Origin of the sequence: Microbacterium aoyamense (assembly GCF_023155855.1) — a bacterium.
Lineage (GTDB): Bacteria > Actinomycetota > Actinomycetes > Actinomycetales > Microbacteriaceae > Microbacterium > Microbacterium aoyamense.
The window spans coordinates 72,911-87,637 of record NZ_JAKNUT010000009.1; the positions used below are offsets into that span (position 1 = coordinate 72,911).

Below are 14,727 nucleotides of genomic sequence, written 5' to 3' on the forward strand. Positions count from 1 at the left end.
TCAGCGGGCGCTGAACGCCGCGTCGAACGCCGCGTCGGGGGCCTCGAATGCGTTGCGCTTGACGAACGCGAGTGCGTCCGGTGCGCCCAGCAGGCGATCCATGCCGGCGTCCTCCCACTCGACCGAGATCGGACCGTCGTAGCCGATCTGGTTGAGCGCGCGGAACGAGGCCTCCCACGGCACGTCGCCGCGACCGGTCGACACGAAATCCCATCCGCGACGGAGGTCCGCCCACGCGAGGTGCGAGCCGAGTCGACCGTTGCGGCCGTTGCCGAGATTGAGCTTCACGTCCTTGCAGTCCACGTGGTAGATCCGCTCGGGGAACTCGAGGATGAAGTCGACAGGGTTGAGCTGCTGCCAGATGAAGTGCGAAGGGTCCCAGTTGAGCCCGAACGCCTCGCGGTGTCCGATGGCCTCGAGCGTGCGCACCGTCGTCCAGTAGTCGTACGCGATCTCGGACGGGTGCACTTCGTGGGCGAACCGCACGCCGACCTCGTCGAACACGTCGAGGATCGGGTTCCAGCGGTCGGCGAAGTCCTGGTAGCCGGCGTCGATCGCGTCCTGCGAGACGGGCGGGAACATCGCGACGTACTTCCAGATGCTCGAGCCCGTGAACCCGACGACCGTCTTGACGCCGAGCTTCGCGGCAAGCCGGGCGGTGTTCTTCATCTCCTCGGCCGCCCGCTGCCGGACACCCTCGGGATCGCCGTCGCCCCACACGACATCGGGAAGGATGTCGCGATGCCGCTGATCGATCGGGTCGTCGCACACCGCCTGGCCCTTGAGGTGGTTCGAGATCGCCCACACCTTCAGGCCGTACTTCTCCAGCAGCGCGAGCTTGCCCTCGGCGTAGCCCGGCTCGTCCCACCGCCACGGGTCGAGGTGGTCGCCCCAGCAGGCGAGCTCGAGGCCGTCGTAGCCCCACTCCGAGGCGAGGCGCGCGAGCTCTTCGAGCGGCAGGTCGGCCCACTGGCCGGTGAACAGGGTGATCGGTCGCGTCATCGCGAGTCCTTCCGTTGCGGGGTGAGCTGTCAGGCGTCGGTCGGCATCCACGTGCTGCCCGATGCCGACGAGCGCTCGACGGCATCGAGGACGCGCTGCACGTGCAGACCGTCTTCGAACGACGGATGCGGCTGCGTACCGTCGGCGATCGCGGTGACGAAATCGAACACCTGGTGCGAGAAGCCGTGCTCGTAGCCGAGCATATGACCGGTCGGCCACCATGGCGCCAGATAGGGATGGTCGTGCTCGGTGACGAGGATGCGGCGGAAGCCGAGCTCGGTCTCGGGCTGCGTCGCGTCGTAGTACTCGAGCTCGTTGAGCCGCTCGAGGTCGAACGCGATCGCCCCCGTTGATCCCGAGATCTCGATCCGCAGCGCGTTCTTGCGCCCCGTGCGGAACCTGGTCGCCTCGAACGATGCGAGCGCCCCGCCGCTCAGGCGGCCGGTGAAGAGCGCGAGGTCATCGACGGTCACGGCGCCGCGCTCGGTCGACGCGGTGCCCGAGAGCCCTTGCCCTTCGCCCAGCAGCGGACGCTCCGTGACGAGTGTCTCGATGATCCCCGAGACGGTCGTGACACGCTGCCCCGTGATGTATTCGGTGAGGTCGATCGCGTGGGCACCGATGTCACCGAGGGCTCCCGACCCGGCGCGGTCCTTCTGCATGCGCCACGTGAGGGGGGCCTCGGCATCCATCAGCCAGTCCTGCAGGTACTCGGCCCGCACCTGGCGGATCCGGCCGATGCGACCCGCCGCGACCATGTCGCGCGCGAAGGTCGTCGCCGGGACGCGGCGGTAGGTGAATCCGACCATCGAGCGGACGCCCGCTGCCGCCGCGCGATCTGCGGCGGCGGTCATCTCCTCGGCCTCGGTGACGGTGTTGGCGAGCGGCTTCTCGCACAGGACGTGCTTGCCGGCCGCGAGGGCCGCGAGCGCGATCTCGGCGTGCGTGTCGCCGGGGGTGACGATGTCGACGACGTCGATGTCGTCGCGCGCGATGACCTCGCGCCAGTCCGTGGCGGCCTCAGCCCAGCCCCACTTGCGGGCGGATGCCTCCGTCTTGGCCGCATCGCGGCCGACGACGACCGCCATCTCGGGCTCGAGGGGCAGATCGAAGAAGCGGGGGGCCACGCGCCAGCCCTGGGAGTGGGCGGCGCCCATGAAGCCGTGGCCGATCATGGCGACGCGGAGGGCGGCGCCGGGGTGCGTCTCAGTCAACGCGGTGTCCTCTCTCGGGAGGTCGGCGCGGGGCGCCCGTCGATGAGACGAGCGCCCCGCGATTCATCGGCTTACTCGAACGAGAGGTCGATGAACTGCTCGACGTTGTCCTTCGTGACGACCGGAGCATCGAGCACGACGCGGTTCGGCACGCTGGGCGTGATGAGGTCGCTCATCGTCTTGCCCTGCACGAGCAGACGGGCGAGCGCGATGCCGTCGGCGGCCTGCGTCGACGGGTAGATGACCGTCGCCTTGAGCACGGTGTCGTCGGCCTCGATGGCCTCCATGGCGCTGCGGCTACCGGCGCCGCCCATCATGAAGAACTCGTCGCGACCTGCAGCGTCGATCGCCGCGAGGACGCCGATGCCCTGGTCGTCGTCGTGGTTCCAGATGGCGTCGATCTGCGGGTTGGCTGCGAGGAGCTGGGATGCCGCTGCCTCGCCGCCGGCGACGGTGAAGTCGGCCGCGACGCGCGCGTCGACCTCGAGGCCGCAGTCGCTCAGCGCGTCGGCGAAGCCCTGCGAGCGGTCCTGCGTGAGCGGCAGCGAGTCGATGCCGGCGATCTCGGCGACGAAGCCCTCGCCACCGAGCTGCTCGCAGATGTAGTGCCCGGCCGAGACGCCCATGCCGTAGTTGTCGCCGAGCACCGTGGTGCGGGCGGCGAACGGGCTGGAGAACTCGCGGTCGACGTTGATGACGGGGATGCCGGCCTCCATCGCCTCGATCGCGATCTCGGTGAGCGCTGCGCCGTCGGTCGGCAGCAGCACGATGGCGTCGACGCCCTCGTTGATGAACGTCTCGACGGCCGCGATCTGGGCGATCGGGTCGTTGGTGCCCTCGGCGACCTTCAGCTCGACGTCGCCGAAGCTGTCGGCGGCAGCGATCGCGCCGGAGTTGATCGCGCCGAGCCAGCCGTGGTCGGCCGCGGGGCCCGAGAAGCCGATGACGACGGTGTCGCCCGACGCCGCGTTCTCTTCGTCGGTCGTACCCTGATCGACGACGCTCTCTTCGTCGGCGCCGCCGCCCGTGCAGCCGGCGAGAAGACCGATCGCCGCGACGACGGCGACTCCCGTGAGAACGAGACGCGAGCGCGCCTTCATGTGTGAGCGCATGTGTTTCCTCCTTGAATGTGATGCAGTCAGGTCCGCGTGATTCGCGAGAGGGTTGCTGCCCGCACTCGAGGGGATCCACGCTGACGCGACTCAACGTAGCAGAAGTGCATCAGTGTTCGTCATCTTTTGTTTTGAGTTCGGCAAAAGTGTCCAAACCGTGATTTCCTGCATGCCTCGCCGTCCTTTCGGACCGTTGACGGCGATGGATGCCGCGAACGTTGCGCAATCGAGACTCGATCGCCACTGGTTCCGCGTGTTATGTTCGCCTCGTGATCAAAGTTGACCATCCATCGGCATTACTCACCGTCCGAGGCGTGACGAAGTCCTTCGCGGGCGTGCGCGCCCTCCGCGGCGTCGACCTCGAGGTGCTGGCCGGCGAAGTGCACTGCGTGCTCGGTCAGAACGGCGCGGGCAAGTCGACGCTCATCAAGACGCTCGCGGGCGTGCATCGCCCCGACGAGGGCGAGATCTTCTGGCAGGGCGAGCAGGTCGAGATCCCGAATCCCGAGTCCGCGATCGAACTGGGCATCGCGACGATGTACCAGGAGCTCGACGTCGTCGACGGCCTCACGATCGCCGAGAACATCTTCCTCGGCCACGAGATCGCCCGCGGCGGGTTCACGAAGCGCTCCGAGGCCGCGAAGCAGACGCGCGAGTTGCTGCGGCGCCTCGGCCACGCGAACCTCTCGCCGAACACCGAGGTGGGCACGCTCAGCGCAGCGAACAAGCAGATCGTGAGCATGGCGCGCGCGCTGTCGCACGACATCAAGCTCATCATCATGGACGAGCCGTCGGCCGTGCTCGACTCCGAAGAGGTCAAGAACCTGTTCCACGTCGTGCACGAGCTCACGTCCGAGGGCATCGCCGTCGTCTACATCACGCACCGGCTCGAAGAGATCCGTCAGATCGGCGACCGCATCACGGTCCTCAAGGACGGCCGTACGACGGCGACGGGGCTTCCCGTGACCGAGACGCCCACGAGCGAGCTCATCAAGCTCATGACGGGCCGCGACGTCGCCAACGTGTTCCCGCCGGCCGTGCCGGTCGCGGCCGATGCGCCCGTCGTGCTGGAGGTCGAGGGCCTCGCGCTCGCGGGCGTCTTCTCCGACGTCTCGTTCCAGGTCCGCGCCGGCGAGATCGTCGGACTCGCGGGCCTGGTCGGCTCGGGTCGGTCCGAGATCCTCGAGACCGTGTACGGCGCGCACAAGTCGACGGCCGGGTCCGTGTCGGTCGCAGGCGACACACTGCGACGTGGATCCGTCGTGGCGGCCGTCAAGGCCGGGATCGGCCTCTCGCCCGAGGAGCGGAAGAGTCAGGGGCTCGTCCTGGACGAACCCATCTTCGTCAACGTCACGCTCTCGTCGGTGTCCCGCTTCGCGAAGGCCGGCTTCCTCGACGAGCGGGCCGAACGCAAGGTCGCGACGGAGCAGATCGAGGCCCTCGAGCTCCGGCCCGCGGACCCCGACCGCCCCGCGGTCACGCTGTCGGGCGGCAACCAGCAGAAGATCCTGCTCGCCCGCTGGCTCGTGCACGGCACACGCGTCCTCCTGCTCGACGAACCGACCCGTGGTGTGGACATCGGCGCGCGCAGCGAGATCTACGCGCTCATCCGACGCCTCGCGGCCGCGGGCAACGCGATAGTGATCGTCTCGAGCGAGATCGAAGAGGTGCTCGGACTCGCCGACACCGTTCTCGTCGTCGCGGACGGCCGCGTCCTCACCACACTTCCCGCATCGCAGATCGACGAGCACGGTGTGCTCGACCTCGTCATGAAAGGAACCGCCGCGTGAGCGAGCAGACCACCCCCGGGGCCGAGGCCGCCCCCGAGACCGCGGCACCGCCGACCACATCGACGAGCACGACGGCACCCGAGCCCGCCTGGCGACGCCTCCTCTCCGGCTCCGTCGGACGCAATCTCGGGCTCGTCGTGGCTCTCCTCGTGCTCGTGATCGTCGGCGCGGTGACCGCGCCCGACACGTTCATGTCCGTGAGCAACATCCTGACGATCCTGCGACAGGCGTCGATCATCGGCGTCCTGGCAATCGGCATGACGCTCGTCATCATCGCGGGCGGCATCGACCTCTCGGTGGGCTCGGTGATGGGTCTGGCCTCGGTCGTGGCCGCGCTCACCGTCATCCAGGATCTCGCCGACCAGTTCCACTGGATCATCATGGTCGCCATCGCACTCGCCGTCGGCGCCTTCGCAGGCCTCATCAACGGCATCGTCATCGCATACGGCAAGGTCGTGGCGTTCATGGCGACGCTCGCGATGCTCGTCGGCGCCCGTGGTCTCGCCGAGATCCTGGCCGAGCGGCGAACGCTTCAGGTGGGCAATCGCGACTTCATCAACTTCATGAACCTCGACATCATCGGGGTCGACATGCTGATCTGGATCTTCGCTATCGTCGCGGCACTCGGGTGGGTGCTCCTCAACCGCACGACCTTCGGTCGTCGCACCGTCGCGATCGGCGGCAACCGCGAGGCCGCGCGCCTGGCCGGCATCGATGTCAAGCGCCACACGATGTGGCTGTACGTCATCTCGGGCCTCTGCGCGGGAATCGCCGCGGTCATGATCCTCGGTCGCACGACGGCCGGCAGCTCGACCAACGGCATGCTGTGGGAGCTCGATGCGATCGCCGCCGTCGTCGTCGGCGGCACCCTTCTCGTCGGTGGGCGCGGCACGATCGTCGGCACGGTCTTCGGCGTGCTCATCTTCGCGACGCTCACCAACGTCTTCGTGCAGAACAACCTCAGCTCGTCGGTGCAGCTGGTGGCCAAGGGCGTCATCATCGTGGTCGCGGTGCTCCTGCAGCAGCGCTTCGCGAAGCCCGTCGGCAGAGCATGACGATCGCGGCTTGCCGGTGACGACCTTCTGACAGCGCGTCGACGGCGGGCCGTGGCATCCATTCAGAAGTCCGTCGTCTTCTGATCGATCCACGTGAGAAATAGACTGAGGTGTGGGGATCGTGACCATCGAATCGTCGAGCGGAGCCGCGGGAGTCAGCCAGCTCTTCCAGCTTCTGCGTGACGGCGTGCCGCGCACGCGCGCCGAGCTCGCGAAGTCGACTGGTCTCGCACGCTCCACGATCGCGGCGCGCGTCGACGAGCTCATGCGCCTGGGACTCATCACGCCCATCGCCGAGACCGTGTCGACGGGCGGGCGTCCCCCCTCGCTCTTCGCGCTCAACCCGAGCGCCCGGCTCGTTCTCGCTGCCGACATCGGCGCATCGCACGCGACGCTCGCCGTCACGGATCTCGCGGGTGCGATCATCGCCGAGCACAGCGAACCGCTCGATGTGCGGCTCGGCCCTGTGCCGGTGCTCACCTGGCTGGTCGAGAACGCCGAGGCCCTCCTGGTCTCGATGGGTCGCACCCGCCGCGACCTCGCGGCCATCGGCATAGGCATCCCCGGACCCGTGGAGCACTCGACGGGTCAGCCGGTGAATCCCCCGATCATGCCCGGGTGGGACCGCTTCGACGTACCCGGGTGGGTGCGCCAGCATCTCGACGTGCCCGTGCTCGTCGACAACGACGTGAACATCATGGCGCTCGGCGAGCGCGCGCTCGCCTACCCCGGCGTCGAGCACCTCATGTTCGTCAAGATCGCGACGGGCATCGGCGCGGGTGTCATCTCGGGCGGCACCCTGCAGCGCGGGGCGCAGGGCATCGCGGGCGACATCGGCCACGTGCGCGTCGCGCGGGGTGCGGGGGTCCCGTGTCATTGCGGCAACACGGGATGCCTCGAGGCGCTCGCCTCGGGCCCCGCCATCGCGCGCACGCTGCGCGCGCAGGGCGTCGACGCCGAGACGGGCAACGACGTGATCGACCTCGTCAAGCGCGGCAACATCGACGCGATCCAGGCCGTCCGTCAGGCCGGGCGCGACATCGGCGAAGTGCTCACGGCGTGCGTGAGTCTCATCAACCCCTCGGTCATCGCGATCGGCGGGTCGATGGCCCGCGTCGGCGAGCACCTCATCGCCGGCGTGCGCGAGGTCGTCTACACCCGCTCGATCCCCCTCGCGACCGAGCACCTCGCGATCGTGCAGTCAGCCGCGGCGCAGAACGCCGCCGTCCTCGGGGCGAGCATGCTCGCGATCGAGCACGCGCTCTCACCGGATTCACTCACCGCACTCGTCACGGCGTAGCATCCCGCATCCCCCGCACCGAGACGCCTCGCTCACAGGACGCTCCTAGCCCTCGTCGATAGCGTCGAGTCCATGGCGGATGCACGAACCCTCTCGGTCGACGACAGCGTCTCGTACTCGGCGGGTGAGCTTCGGGCCATGCGCGACGAGTTCCAGCGCTTCCTGCTCGAGTACCAGTTCGGGCTGCGCGAGGTCGAGACGAAGATCGCGATCCTGCAGGACGAGTTCCAGCTCATGCACGACTACAACCCGATCGAGCACGTGACGAGCCGGGTGAAGTCGCCCGACAGCATCGTCGACAAGGTCGGCCGCAAGGGCATCGAGGGCGACTTCGAGAGCATCCGCGCGGGCATCACCGACATCGCCGGCGTGCGGGTGACCTGCAGCTTCGTGCGCGACGCCTACCGCCTGTTCGATCTGCTCACGCAACAGGACGACATCCGCGTCCTCGCGGTGAAGGACTACATCGCCGAACCCAAAGCGAACGGCTACAAGAGCCTGCACGCGATCGTCGAAGTGCCCGTCTTCCTCTCGACCGGTCGCGTCGACGTGCCGGTCGAAGTGCAGTTCCGCACGATCGCGATGGACTTCTGGGCGAGCCTCGAGCACAAGATCTACTACAAGTACGACAGCCAGGTGCCTGCGGAGCTGCTGACCGAGCTGACCGCCGCCGCCGAGACGGCGTCCGAGCTCGACGTCAAGATGGAGCGCCTGCACCGCGAGCTGCACGGCGACGAGTCCCGCCCTCTTCGCGGGCGCACGGCATCCCTCACCTGAGCGTCAGTCGATGCCGCGCTCGTGGACATCCGAGCTCAGCGTCGCACCGTTCAGCTCGAGGTAGAGGTGCCGCTCGGTGACCGACACCGTCATCGTGTTGCGACGCTCGATGAGCGCTGCGGCATCCTCGACGAATCCAGGATCGAAGCTGTAGAGCACGATCTCATCCGCCCGATGGATCCGCTTGCCCTTCCAGGCCGCAGCGACCTTGGTGGGGTCGCGGTGCGTGTACACGACGGTGCGCTCCGCCTGACGACTGCCGAGGTGCAGGCGCTCGGCATCCGGCGCACCGACCTCGATCCACGCCGTCACGGTCCCGGTGAGATCGCGCACGAGGACGGCGGGCTCATCGGTCGCCGAGATCCCCTCGCTGAAGGCGATCCCTTCGGCGAACTCGAGGCAGTAGGCGAGCACGCGCGTCATCAGGAACGCGGCCGTCTCGGACGGATGCCGTGCGACGCGCAGCGAGAGCTCGTCATAGACCCCGCGATCGACGTCGGCCAACTGCACGTCGAAGGTGTGGATCGTCGCGCCGGTCGCCATGGTCATCGAGCCTACGGGAGCGCCACCTCCGCGGCGGACTTCGAGTACTCGCGCTGCAGCCACGCACCGAACAGGCGCAGGTCGAGACACGAGTTCAGGTCGCGGCACCTGGCGGTCACGGGGTCCTGGATCGCGTATGCCGAGAAGCCGGCGACCTTGGCCGCCAGCACGTCGCCCTCGACGTTCACGGGGTAGCCCGATGTCTGGTACCCGATCGCGTACGTGACCTTCGAGGGGTCGACACCCATGCTCCGCCAGGATGCCCGGGCGAACGAGGCGACCGTCTGGTGGTCGGAGTGGTCGCCGCTCGCGAGATCGCTCGCCTCGTGCGGCATGCCCGTGAGGATCTCCGTCGGGCGATGCTCGCTCAGGATCTCGATGAGCGAGTGGGTGATCTGATCGAGGGTGAGCGCCTCCGGCCCGTCGACGTCACGCACGGTCGGGATGGTTCCGGCTGCCAGCTTCGCAAGACTCTCGTAACCCATGCTCGCGAAACCGCTGCCGTCGAGGTTGCCGTCGACCAGCCGGAACGACAGGAGCGTCAACTCGGGGAGCCCGACCGGTCGCCACTCCTCGACCGTGACGCCGGTGCGCAGCGTGTCGGTCGTCTCCTTCCACTGGCCGTCGAGGCCGCGGAGGGTGTCGTAGGCGTTCCGGATGCCGAGCTCACGCCCCTGGGAGTACTCGACGCCGCGGCCGGCGTCGCCCGCCGACAGATAGGCGACCGTGACGCACATGCCCTGATCCAGCGCATCGTTCACGCGCTGATGGCCGAAGATGAGGTCGTCGTCGTAGTGCGCCCAGATCGCGAGGAGCGTGCCCTTCTCGCAGAGGTGGTGGACGGGCATGTCCTCGGGGTCGTACTCGGGTTCAACGAGCGCGACGGGGCCGTGCGTGACGACGGTGGATGACGGGGTCGGTGACGGCGTGCCGACACCAGCGAAGAGATCGCTCTCGAACGTCGCACATCCGCTGAGAGCGACGAGCGCCGCTGTGATCGCGAGCGCCGTAGCCGCCCGCGCGAATCTTCCCCGCATGCCCATCCCCCTTGGCTCGGGATGATTTTGTCAGATTTTCACGACCGCACGCCACCACTGAAAATTTTGTTCTCAGCCAGCACTCTGGATGTGGGACTCAGTCTCAGGTACTCTGGTCTTCAGTCTCACGTTCGCTCCACCCCGCGAGGTTTCACCATGGCCGCAGAATCCGCCTACAAGGCGCCCGTCGAAGACTACGAATTCCTGTTCGGCGAGGCTTTCGGGCTCGACCTCGTCGCCCGCGCGACCGATGGCGAGATGACAGCGGGCGACGGTGTCGACATCGTCGAGGCCGCCGGCGACTTCGCGTCGTCGGTGCTCGCTCCGCTGCAGACGATCGGCGACCGCGAGGGTGCCCGGCTGGTGGACGGCTCCGTCCGGCTGCCGGCCGGCTTCGCCGAGGCCTACCAGTCGTTCGTCGAGAGCGGCTGGGTCACGGCCGAGGCGCCGGTCTCGGCCGGCGGCGACGGGCTTCCCGGCGCCATCCGCGCGGGCCTCGGCGAGATCTGGAACGGCTCCAATGCGGCGTTCGCCCTCTGCTGGCTGCTGACCGCGGGCCAGATCCACGCGCTGGACGCCGTGGCATCCGACGAACTGCGCAAGGTCTACCTCGAGAAGCTCGTGTCGGGTCAGTGGACCGGCACGATGAACCTCACCGAGCCCGACGCGGGCACCGATCTGGGCGCGATCCGCACGATCGCGACTCCTCGCGAAGACGGCACTTGGTCGCTGCGCGGACAGAAGATCTTCATCACATGGGGCGATCACGACGTCGCCGAGAACATCGTGCACCTCGTCCTCGCGCGCACGCCGGATGCGCCCGCCGGCGCGAAGGGTCTTTCGCTCTTCGTCGTCCCCAAGACCCTCGTGAACGCCGACGGCTCGCTCGGCGAGCGCAACGGCGTCACCACGGTCGCGGTCGAGCACAAGCTCGGCATCCACGGCAGCCCGACGTGCGTCCTGTCGTACGAGGACGCGACCGGCTATCTCGCGGGCGAACTCCACGGCGGCCTCGCCGGCATGTTCGTCATGATGAACTCAGCCCGCGCCGGCATGGGGTTCCAGGCGACGGGCATCTCCGACAGCGCGCTGCAGCAGGCGAGCGCGTATGCCGCCGGTCGGGTGCAGGGCGGCGTCATCGGCCGCGACTCCGGGGCGGCGATCGCGGAGCATCCCGACGTCCGCCGCCTGCTGCTGTCGATGTCGAGCAAGGTCTTCGCGATGCGCGCACTCGGCGTGTACGCGGCCGACCTGCTCGACCGCGCGGAGGACGACGAGAGCCTCGCCGCGCTCGCCGAGTTCTTCGTGCCGATCCTGAAGGGCTGGACGACCGAGGACGCTCTGCAGGTCACGAGCGACGCGATCCAGGTGCACGGCGGTATGGGCTTCATCGAAGAGACGGGTGTCGCCCAGCACTATCGCGACGCCCGCATCATGCCGATCTACGAGGGCACGACGGCGATCCAGTCCAACGACCTCGTCGGCCGCAAGGTGCTGCGCAACGGCGGCGCCACCGTCGAGGCGCTGCTCACCGACGTCGAGGCCACGATCGACGCCCTGCGCGGGCACGGCGACCCCGTCGCTGCACGCACGGCGGATCGCCTCGAGCGCGCCGTCGCCGCGACGCGACGCGCGACGACCGACCTGCTCGGTTTCGCGAACTCACCGCGCGACGCCTACGCCGTGAGCGTCCCCTACCTCATGCTGCTCGGAACGCTCGCCGGCGGATGGATGCACGCGCTCGCCGTCGTGGCCGTGCTCTCGCACGACGAACCGAAGGCCCGGGGTGCGGAACGCCTGACGAGCGCGGACTTCTACGGCGCTCACCACCTGCCGCGGGTCGCGGCGCTCGCCGACACCGTGGCAGGCGGCGAGATCGTCTGATCACCGCGGGGTGAAGTCGTACTCCTGGAAGGCGTCCACTTCGGGCACCCAGCGGTTCGCGACGAAGGCCACGTGCGCGGGGTCGTCGTTGTACGCCGCGTAATCCGCCTCATCGGCGAAAACCATCGCGAACTGCCACTGCAGGTCGCTCTTCGCGCTCACCTGACGGCTCACGGTGAAGTCGCGCACCGGTCCGATCGCGCTCAGCGTCTCGGTCGCCGTGTCGAGGAACGCGGCTTCCTCGGGCGAGCCGGCGGGGTGCACGAGGGTGAAGACGACGGTGTGGCGGATGGTCACGGTTCCTCCTGGATCGGTCGCTCCATCCTTTCGCACCCCGGGCGGTACGGTGTGCGGATGGACACCGATGTGCTGATCGTGGGCGCAGGCCCCGCCGGACTCGCGACCGCGGCGTGCCTCGCGCGCGAAGGGATCGATGCGATCGTCGTGGACCGCGGCAGCGTCGTCGGTGAGAGCTGGAACCGCCGGTACTCGCGACTGCACCTGCACACGCCGCGCATCCAGTCCGCGCTCCCGGGGCTGCGGATGCCTCGGCGGTTCGGGCGGTGGGTCGCCAAGGACGACGTCGCGTGGTACCTCCGCGTGTATGCGCGGCGTGCCGGCATCCATCCCCGCTTCGGCACCGCCGTGACGCGTATCGACCCCACGGACGGCGGCTGGACGGCGACCACCGAATCGGGTCCGATCAGCGCGCGTCAGGTCGTGGTCGCGACCGGTTACAACAGCACTCCCCTGCCACCGCGATGGCCCGGGCAGGAGACCTTCGCGGGTACCGTCGTGCACGCGTCGGAGTATCAGGATGCCGCGCCCTACCGCGGACGGAGCGTGCTGGTCGTCGGCGCGGGCAACACGGGTGCCGAGATCGCGGCCGACCTGGCCGAGCAGGGCGCACGTGAGGTGCGGCTGTCCATCCGCACTCCGCCGAACCTCATTCCGCGGCAGGCGGGCGGCATCCCGACGACGCTCCTCGCGATGCCGATGGATTTCCTGCCGGCCTGGGCGGTCGATCCCGTCAACCGGCTGCTGCAGCGCGTCACGCTCGGCGATCTCACGAGGTACGGGATGCCGGCTCCGCGCGCGGGTGTCGTGGCCCAGGCCCGGGCGACGGGGCTCACTCCGACGATCGACGTGGGCCTCGTCGCGGCACTGCGTGCGGGTACCGTCACACCGGTCGCCGCGCTCGAGCGGTTCGAGGCCGGCGAAGCGGTGCTGGCGGACGGCACGCGGGTGACTCCGGATGCCGTCATCGCCGCGATCGGCTACACGACCGGCCTCAACCCGGTCCTCGGGCACCTCGGGGTGCTGGACGAGCGCGGCGCCCCCGTGGTGCTCGGAGCACGGACGACGCTGCCGGGACTGCGGTTCGTCGGACTCAGCACGCCGCTCAAGGGGCTGCTGTTCCAGATCGGGCTGCACGCGCGGGCAGCGTCCCGCGCAATCGCGCGCGACCTGCGGGTCTGAGGTCAGATCAGCGCGAGCCCGTCGCTGCCGGCCATAGGCGTCGTGGCACGGTCGCGCGGCGTGAGCGCCACGATGCCGACGACAGCGGTGACGAGTGCGACGACGATCGAGAGCGACGAGGTCGAGCGAGTGCGAGCAGACATGGCGAAGACCTTTCGGTAAGAGTGCGGGTGTTTCTGCGATCACCGTCGTGGTGCGGGTGGATTCGTTCCCCAAAACGATCCACCCGACCCGACGATCTTTCGGCGAAACTCCCCAGTTCGCCTGATGCGTCTTCGGCCGGAATCCCCCCGGATTCCCCCAGCGGCCTCGCACGACATCTTCCCTGCAGTTCGTCGCTTTCGGCGACAAGAGAGACGTTACCCCGCACGGTCGACGTTCCGCGGGCGATTAGCCGGATCTTTGGGCAGTCTTGAGGGACCGTGCCGAACCTCAGGAAGCGCGCTCGATTCAGAGACCGACCATCTTCATCCCCGCGTCGTCGTAGCGGTTCCCCGCGACGCCGAAGCGCTCGGTCAGCGCGTCGAGGTCGGCGACGTCATCCGCCGACAGGCCGACCGTCGTCGACGCGGCGTTCTCGTCGACGCGTTCGCGACGACGCGTGCCGGGGATCGGGACGATGAAGGGATGCTGCGCCAGCAGCCATGCCAGGGCGACCTGTCCGGGCGTCGCGCCCTTCGACTCGGCGAGCGCCCGGACGTGGTCGATGAGACTCTGGTTCGCAGCGAGGTTCTCGGCCTCGAATCGCGGCACGCGACCACGGATCTCGTCGGGGCTGAAGGTCGCGTCGGCTGACACCGAACCCGTGAAGAAGCCCTTTCCGAGCGGACTGAACGGCACGAAACCGATGCCGAGCTCCGCGCACACCGGAAGAACTTCGGCCTCCGGGTCGCGCGTCCACAGCGAGTATTCGCTCTGCACCGCCGTGACGGGGAAGACCGCGTGAGCGCGTCGGACCGTGTCGCCACCAGCCTCCGAGAGCCCGAAGTGCTTCACCTTGCCCTCGGCCACGAGCTCGCCGACCGCGCCGGCGACATCCTCGATCGGCACGGCAGGGTCGACGCGGTGCTGGTAGAAGAGGTCGATCGCGTCGACCCCCAGACGCTGCAGCGATCCTTCAGCCACGCGCCGGATCTGGTCGGGATGGGAGTTCGCTCCGACCATCCTTCCGTCCACGATGTTCCAGCCGAACTTCGTCGCCACGACGACGCGGTCGCGGATCGGGGCGATCGCTTCGCCGACGAGTACTTCGTTGTCGTAGGGACCGTAGACCTCGGCCGTGTCGATCAGGGTGACGCCCTGCTCGACGGCATATCGCAGGACGCCGATCATGTCATCGCGGTCGCCGGGGTTGGGCCCGTAGCTCATCGACATCCCCATGGCTCCGATGCCGACAGCCGATACCTCGAGTCCCTGTCCGAGTGTGCGCGTGTGCATGATCAGCCGCCTTCCGTGAGCGTGGAGTGGATGCATCCATCACACCCCGTTTCCTGCGATTTCGGGAGTCCCTGGCGAACCGGGTACCGGCGGAACC

General features: G+C 68.5%; 14 protein-coding genes. 6 read left to right on the forward strand and 8 right to left on the reverse strand.

The window, feature by feature from the left end; genetic code table 11:
• The 3 genes from MA876_RS18450 to MA876_RS18460 all read right to left on the reverse strand — a co-directional run bounded on the left by MA876_RS18450 (position 1) and on the right by MA876_RS18460 (position 3,328).
• Positions 1 to 1,002, reverse strand: coding sequence for a sugar phosphate isomerase/epimerase family protein (locus MA876_RS18450; protein WP_248152910.1), 1,002 nt, complete (start codon positions 1,000 to 1,002; stop codon positions 1 to 3).
• 29 nt (positions 1,003 to 1,031) lie between these two features.
• On the reverse strand, positions 1,032 to 2,177 hold the full coding sequence (locus MA876_RS18455; RefSeq protein WP_248153010.1) for a Gfo/Idh/MocA family protein: 1,146 nt from the start codon (positions 2,175 to 2,177) through the stop codon (positions 1,032 to 1,034).
• 110 nt (positions 2,178 to 2,287) lie between these two features.
• Positions 2,288 to 3,328, reverse strand: a complete 1,041-nt coding sequence (locus MA876_RS18460; RefSeq protein WP_248152911.1) for a substrate-binding domain-containing protein — start codon at positions 3,326 to 3,328, stop codon at positions 2,288 to 2,290.
• Positions 3,329 to 3,642: 314 nt separating this feature from the next.
• Here MA876_RS18460 and MA876_RS18465 point away from each other — a divergent pair, with 314 nt between their 5' ends.
• From MA876_RS18465 to MA876_RS18480, 4 genes are all read left to right on the forward strand, one after another.
• Positions 3,643 to 5,118, forward strand: a complete 1,476-nt coding sequence (locus MA876_RS18465; protein ID WP_248152912.1) for a sugar ABC transporter ATP-binding protein — start codon at positions 3,643 to 3,645, stop codon at positions 5,116 to 5,118.
• Positions 5,115 to 6,173 (forward strand): ABC transporter permease, encoded by a 1,059-nt coding sequence (locus MA876_RS18470; RefSeq protein WP_248152914.1) that lies wholly within the window; start codon positions 5,115 to 5,117, stop codon positions 6,171 to 6,173. Before MA876_RS18465 ends, MA876_RS18470 begins: the two co-directional genes overlap by 4 nt.
• A 121-nt stretch (positions 6,174 to 6,294) precedes the next feature.
• The gene (locus tag MA876_RS18475) at positions 6,295 to 7,473 is read left to right on the forward strand and encodes an ROK family transcriptional regulator (protein WP_248152916.1); all 1,179 of its coding nucleotides are present in this window, start codon (positions 6,295 to 6,297) and stop codon (positions 7,471 to 7,473) included.
• 72 nt (positions 7,474 to 7,545) lie between these two features.
• Entirely contained in the window at positions 7,546 to 8,250 is a 705-nt protein-coding gene (locus tag MA876_RS18480; protein WP_248152919.1) for a GTP pyrophosphokinase, read from the forward strand.
• A gap of 3 nt (positions 8,251 to 8,253) precedes the next feature.
• On the opposite strand, the gene MA876_RS18485 is transcribed toward MA876_RS18480, so the two are convergent.
• Both MA876_RS18485 and MA876_RS18490 read right to left on the reverse strand, forming a co-directional pair.
• On the reverse strand, positions 8,254 to 8,793 hold the full coding sequence (locus tag MA876_RS18485; protein ID WP_248153011.1) for a YaeQ family protein: 540 nt from the start codon (positions 8,791 to 8,793) through the stop codon (positions 8,254 to 8,256).
• A gap of 11 nt (positions 8,794 to 8,804) precedes the next feature.
• A complete protein-coding gene (locus MA876_RS18490; protein WP_248152920.1) occupies positions 8,805 to 9,830 on the reverse strand; it encodes a PIG-L deacetylase family protein in 1,026 nt (341 codons plus the stop codon).
• 156 nt (positions 9,831 to 9,986) lie between these two features.
• On the opposite strand from MA876_RS18490, the gene MA876_RS18495 reads away from it, so the two are divergent.
• The gene (locus MA876_RS18495; RefSeq protein ID WP_248152921.1) at positions 9,987 to 11,714 is read left to right on the forward strand and encodes an acyl-CoA dehydrogenase family protein; all 1,728 of its coding nucleotides are present in this window, start codon (positions 9,987 to 9,989) and stop codon (positions 11,712 to 11,714) included.
• Here the strand turns inward: MA876_RS18495 and MA876_RS18500 are convergent, their stop codons facing one another.
• Positions 11,715 to 12,011 carry a Dabb family protein gene (locus MA876_RS18500; protein WP_248152923.1) on the reverse strand — a complete coding sequence of 99 codons (297 nt, stop codon included), beginning with the start codon at positions 12,009 to 12,011 and terminating at the stop codon, positions 11,715 to 11,717.
• A gap of 57 nt (positions 12,012 to 12,068) precedes the next feature.
• On the opposite strand from MA876_RS18500, the gene MA876_RS18505 reads away from it, so the two are divergent.
• A complete protein-coding gene (locus MA876_RS18505) occupies positions 12,069 to 13,193 on the forward strand; it encodes a flavin-containing monooxygenase (protein WP_248152924.1) in 1,125 nt (374 codons plus the stop codon).
• A 2-nt stretch (positions 13,194 to 13,195) separates the two neighbouring features.
• Here MA876_RS18505 and MA876_RS18510 read toward each other — a convergent pair whose 3' ends face one another.
• Together MA876_RS18510 and MA876_RS18515 are read right to left on the reverse strand one after the other, a co-directional pair.
• Positions 13,196 to 13,336 (reverse strand): hypothetical protein, encoded by a 141-nt coding sequence (locus tag MA876_RS18510; protein ID WP_248152925.1) that lies wholly within the window; start codon positions 13,334 to 13,336, stop codon positions 13,196 to 13,198.
• Between the two features lie 307 nt (positions 13,337 to 13,643).
• On the reverse strand, positions 13,644 to 14,630 hold the full coding sequence (locus MA876_RS18515; protein ID WP_248152928.1) for an aldo/keto reductase: 987 nt from the start codon (positions 14,628 to 14,630) through the stop codon (positions 13,644 to 13,646).
• Between the last annotated feature and the right edge of the window lie 97 nt (positions 14,631 to 14,727).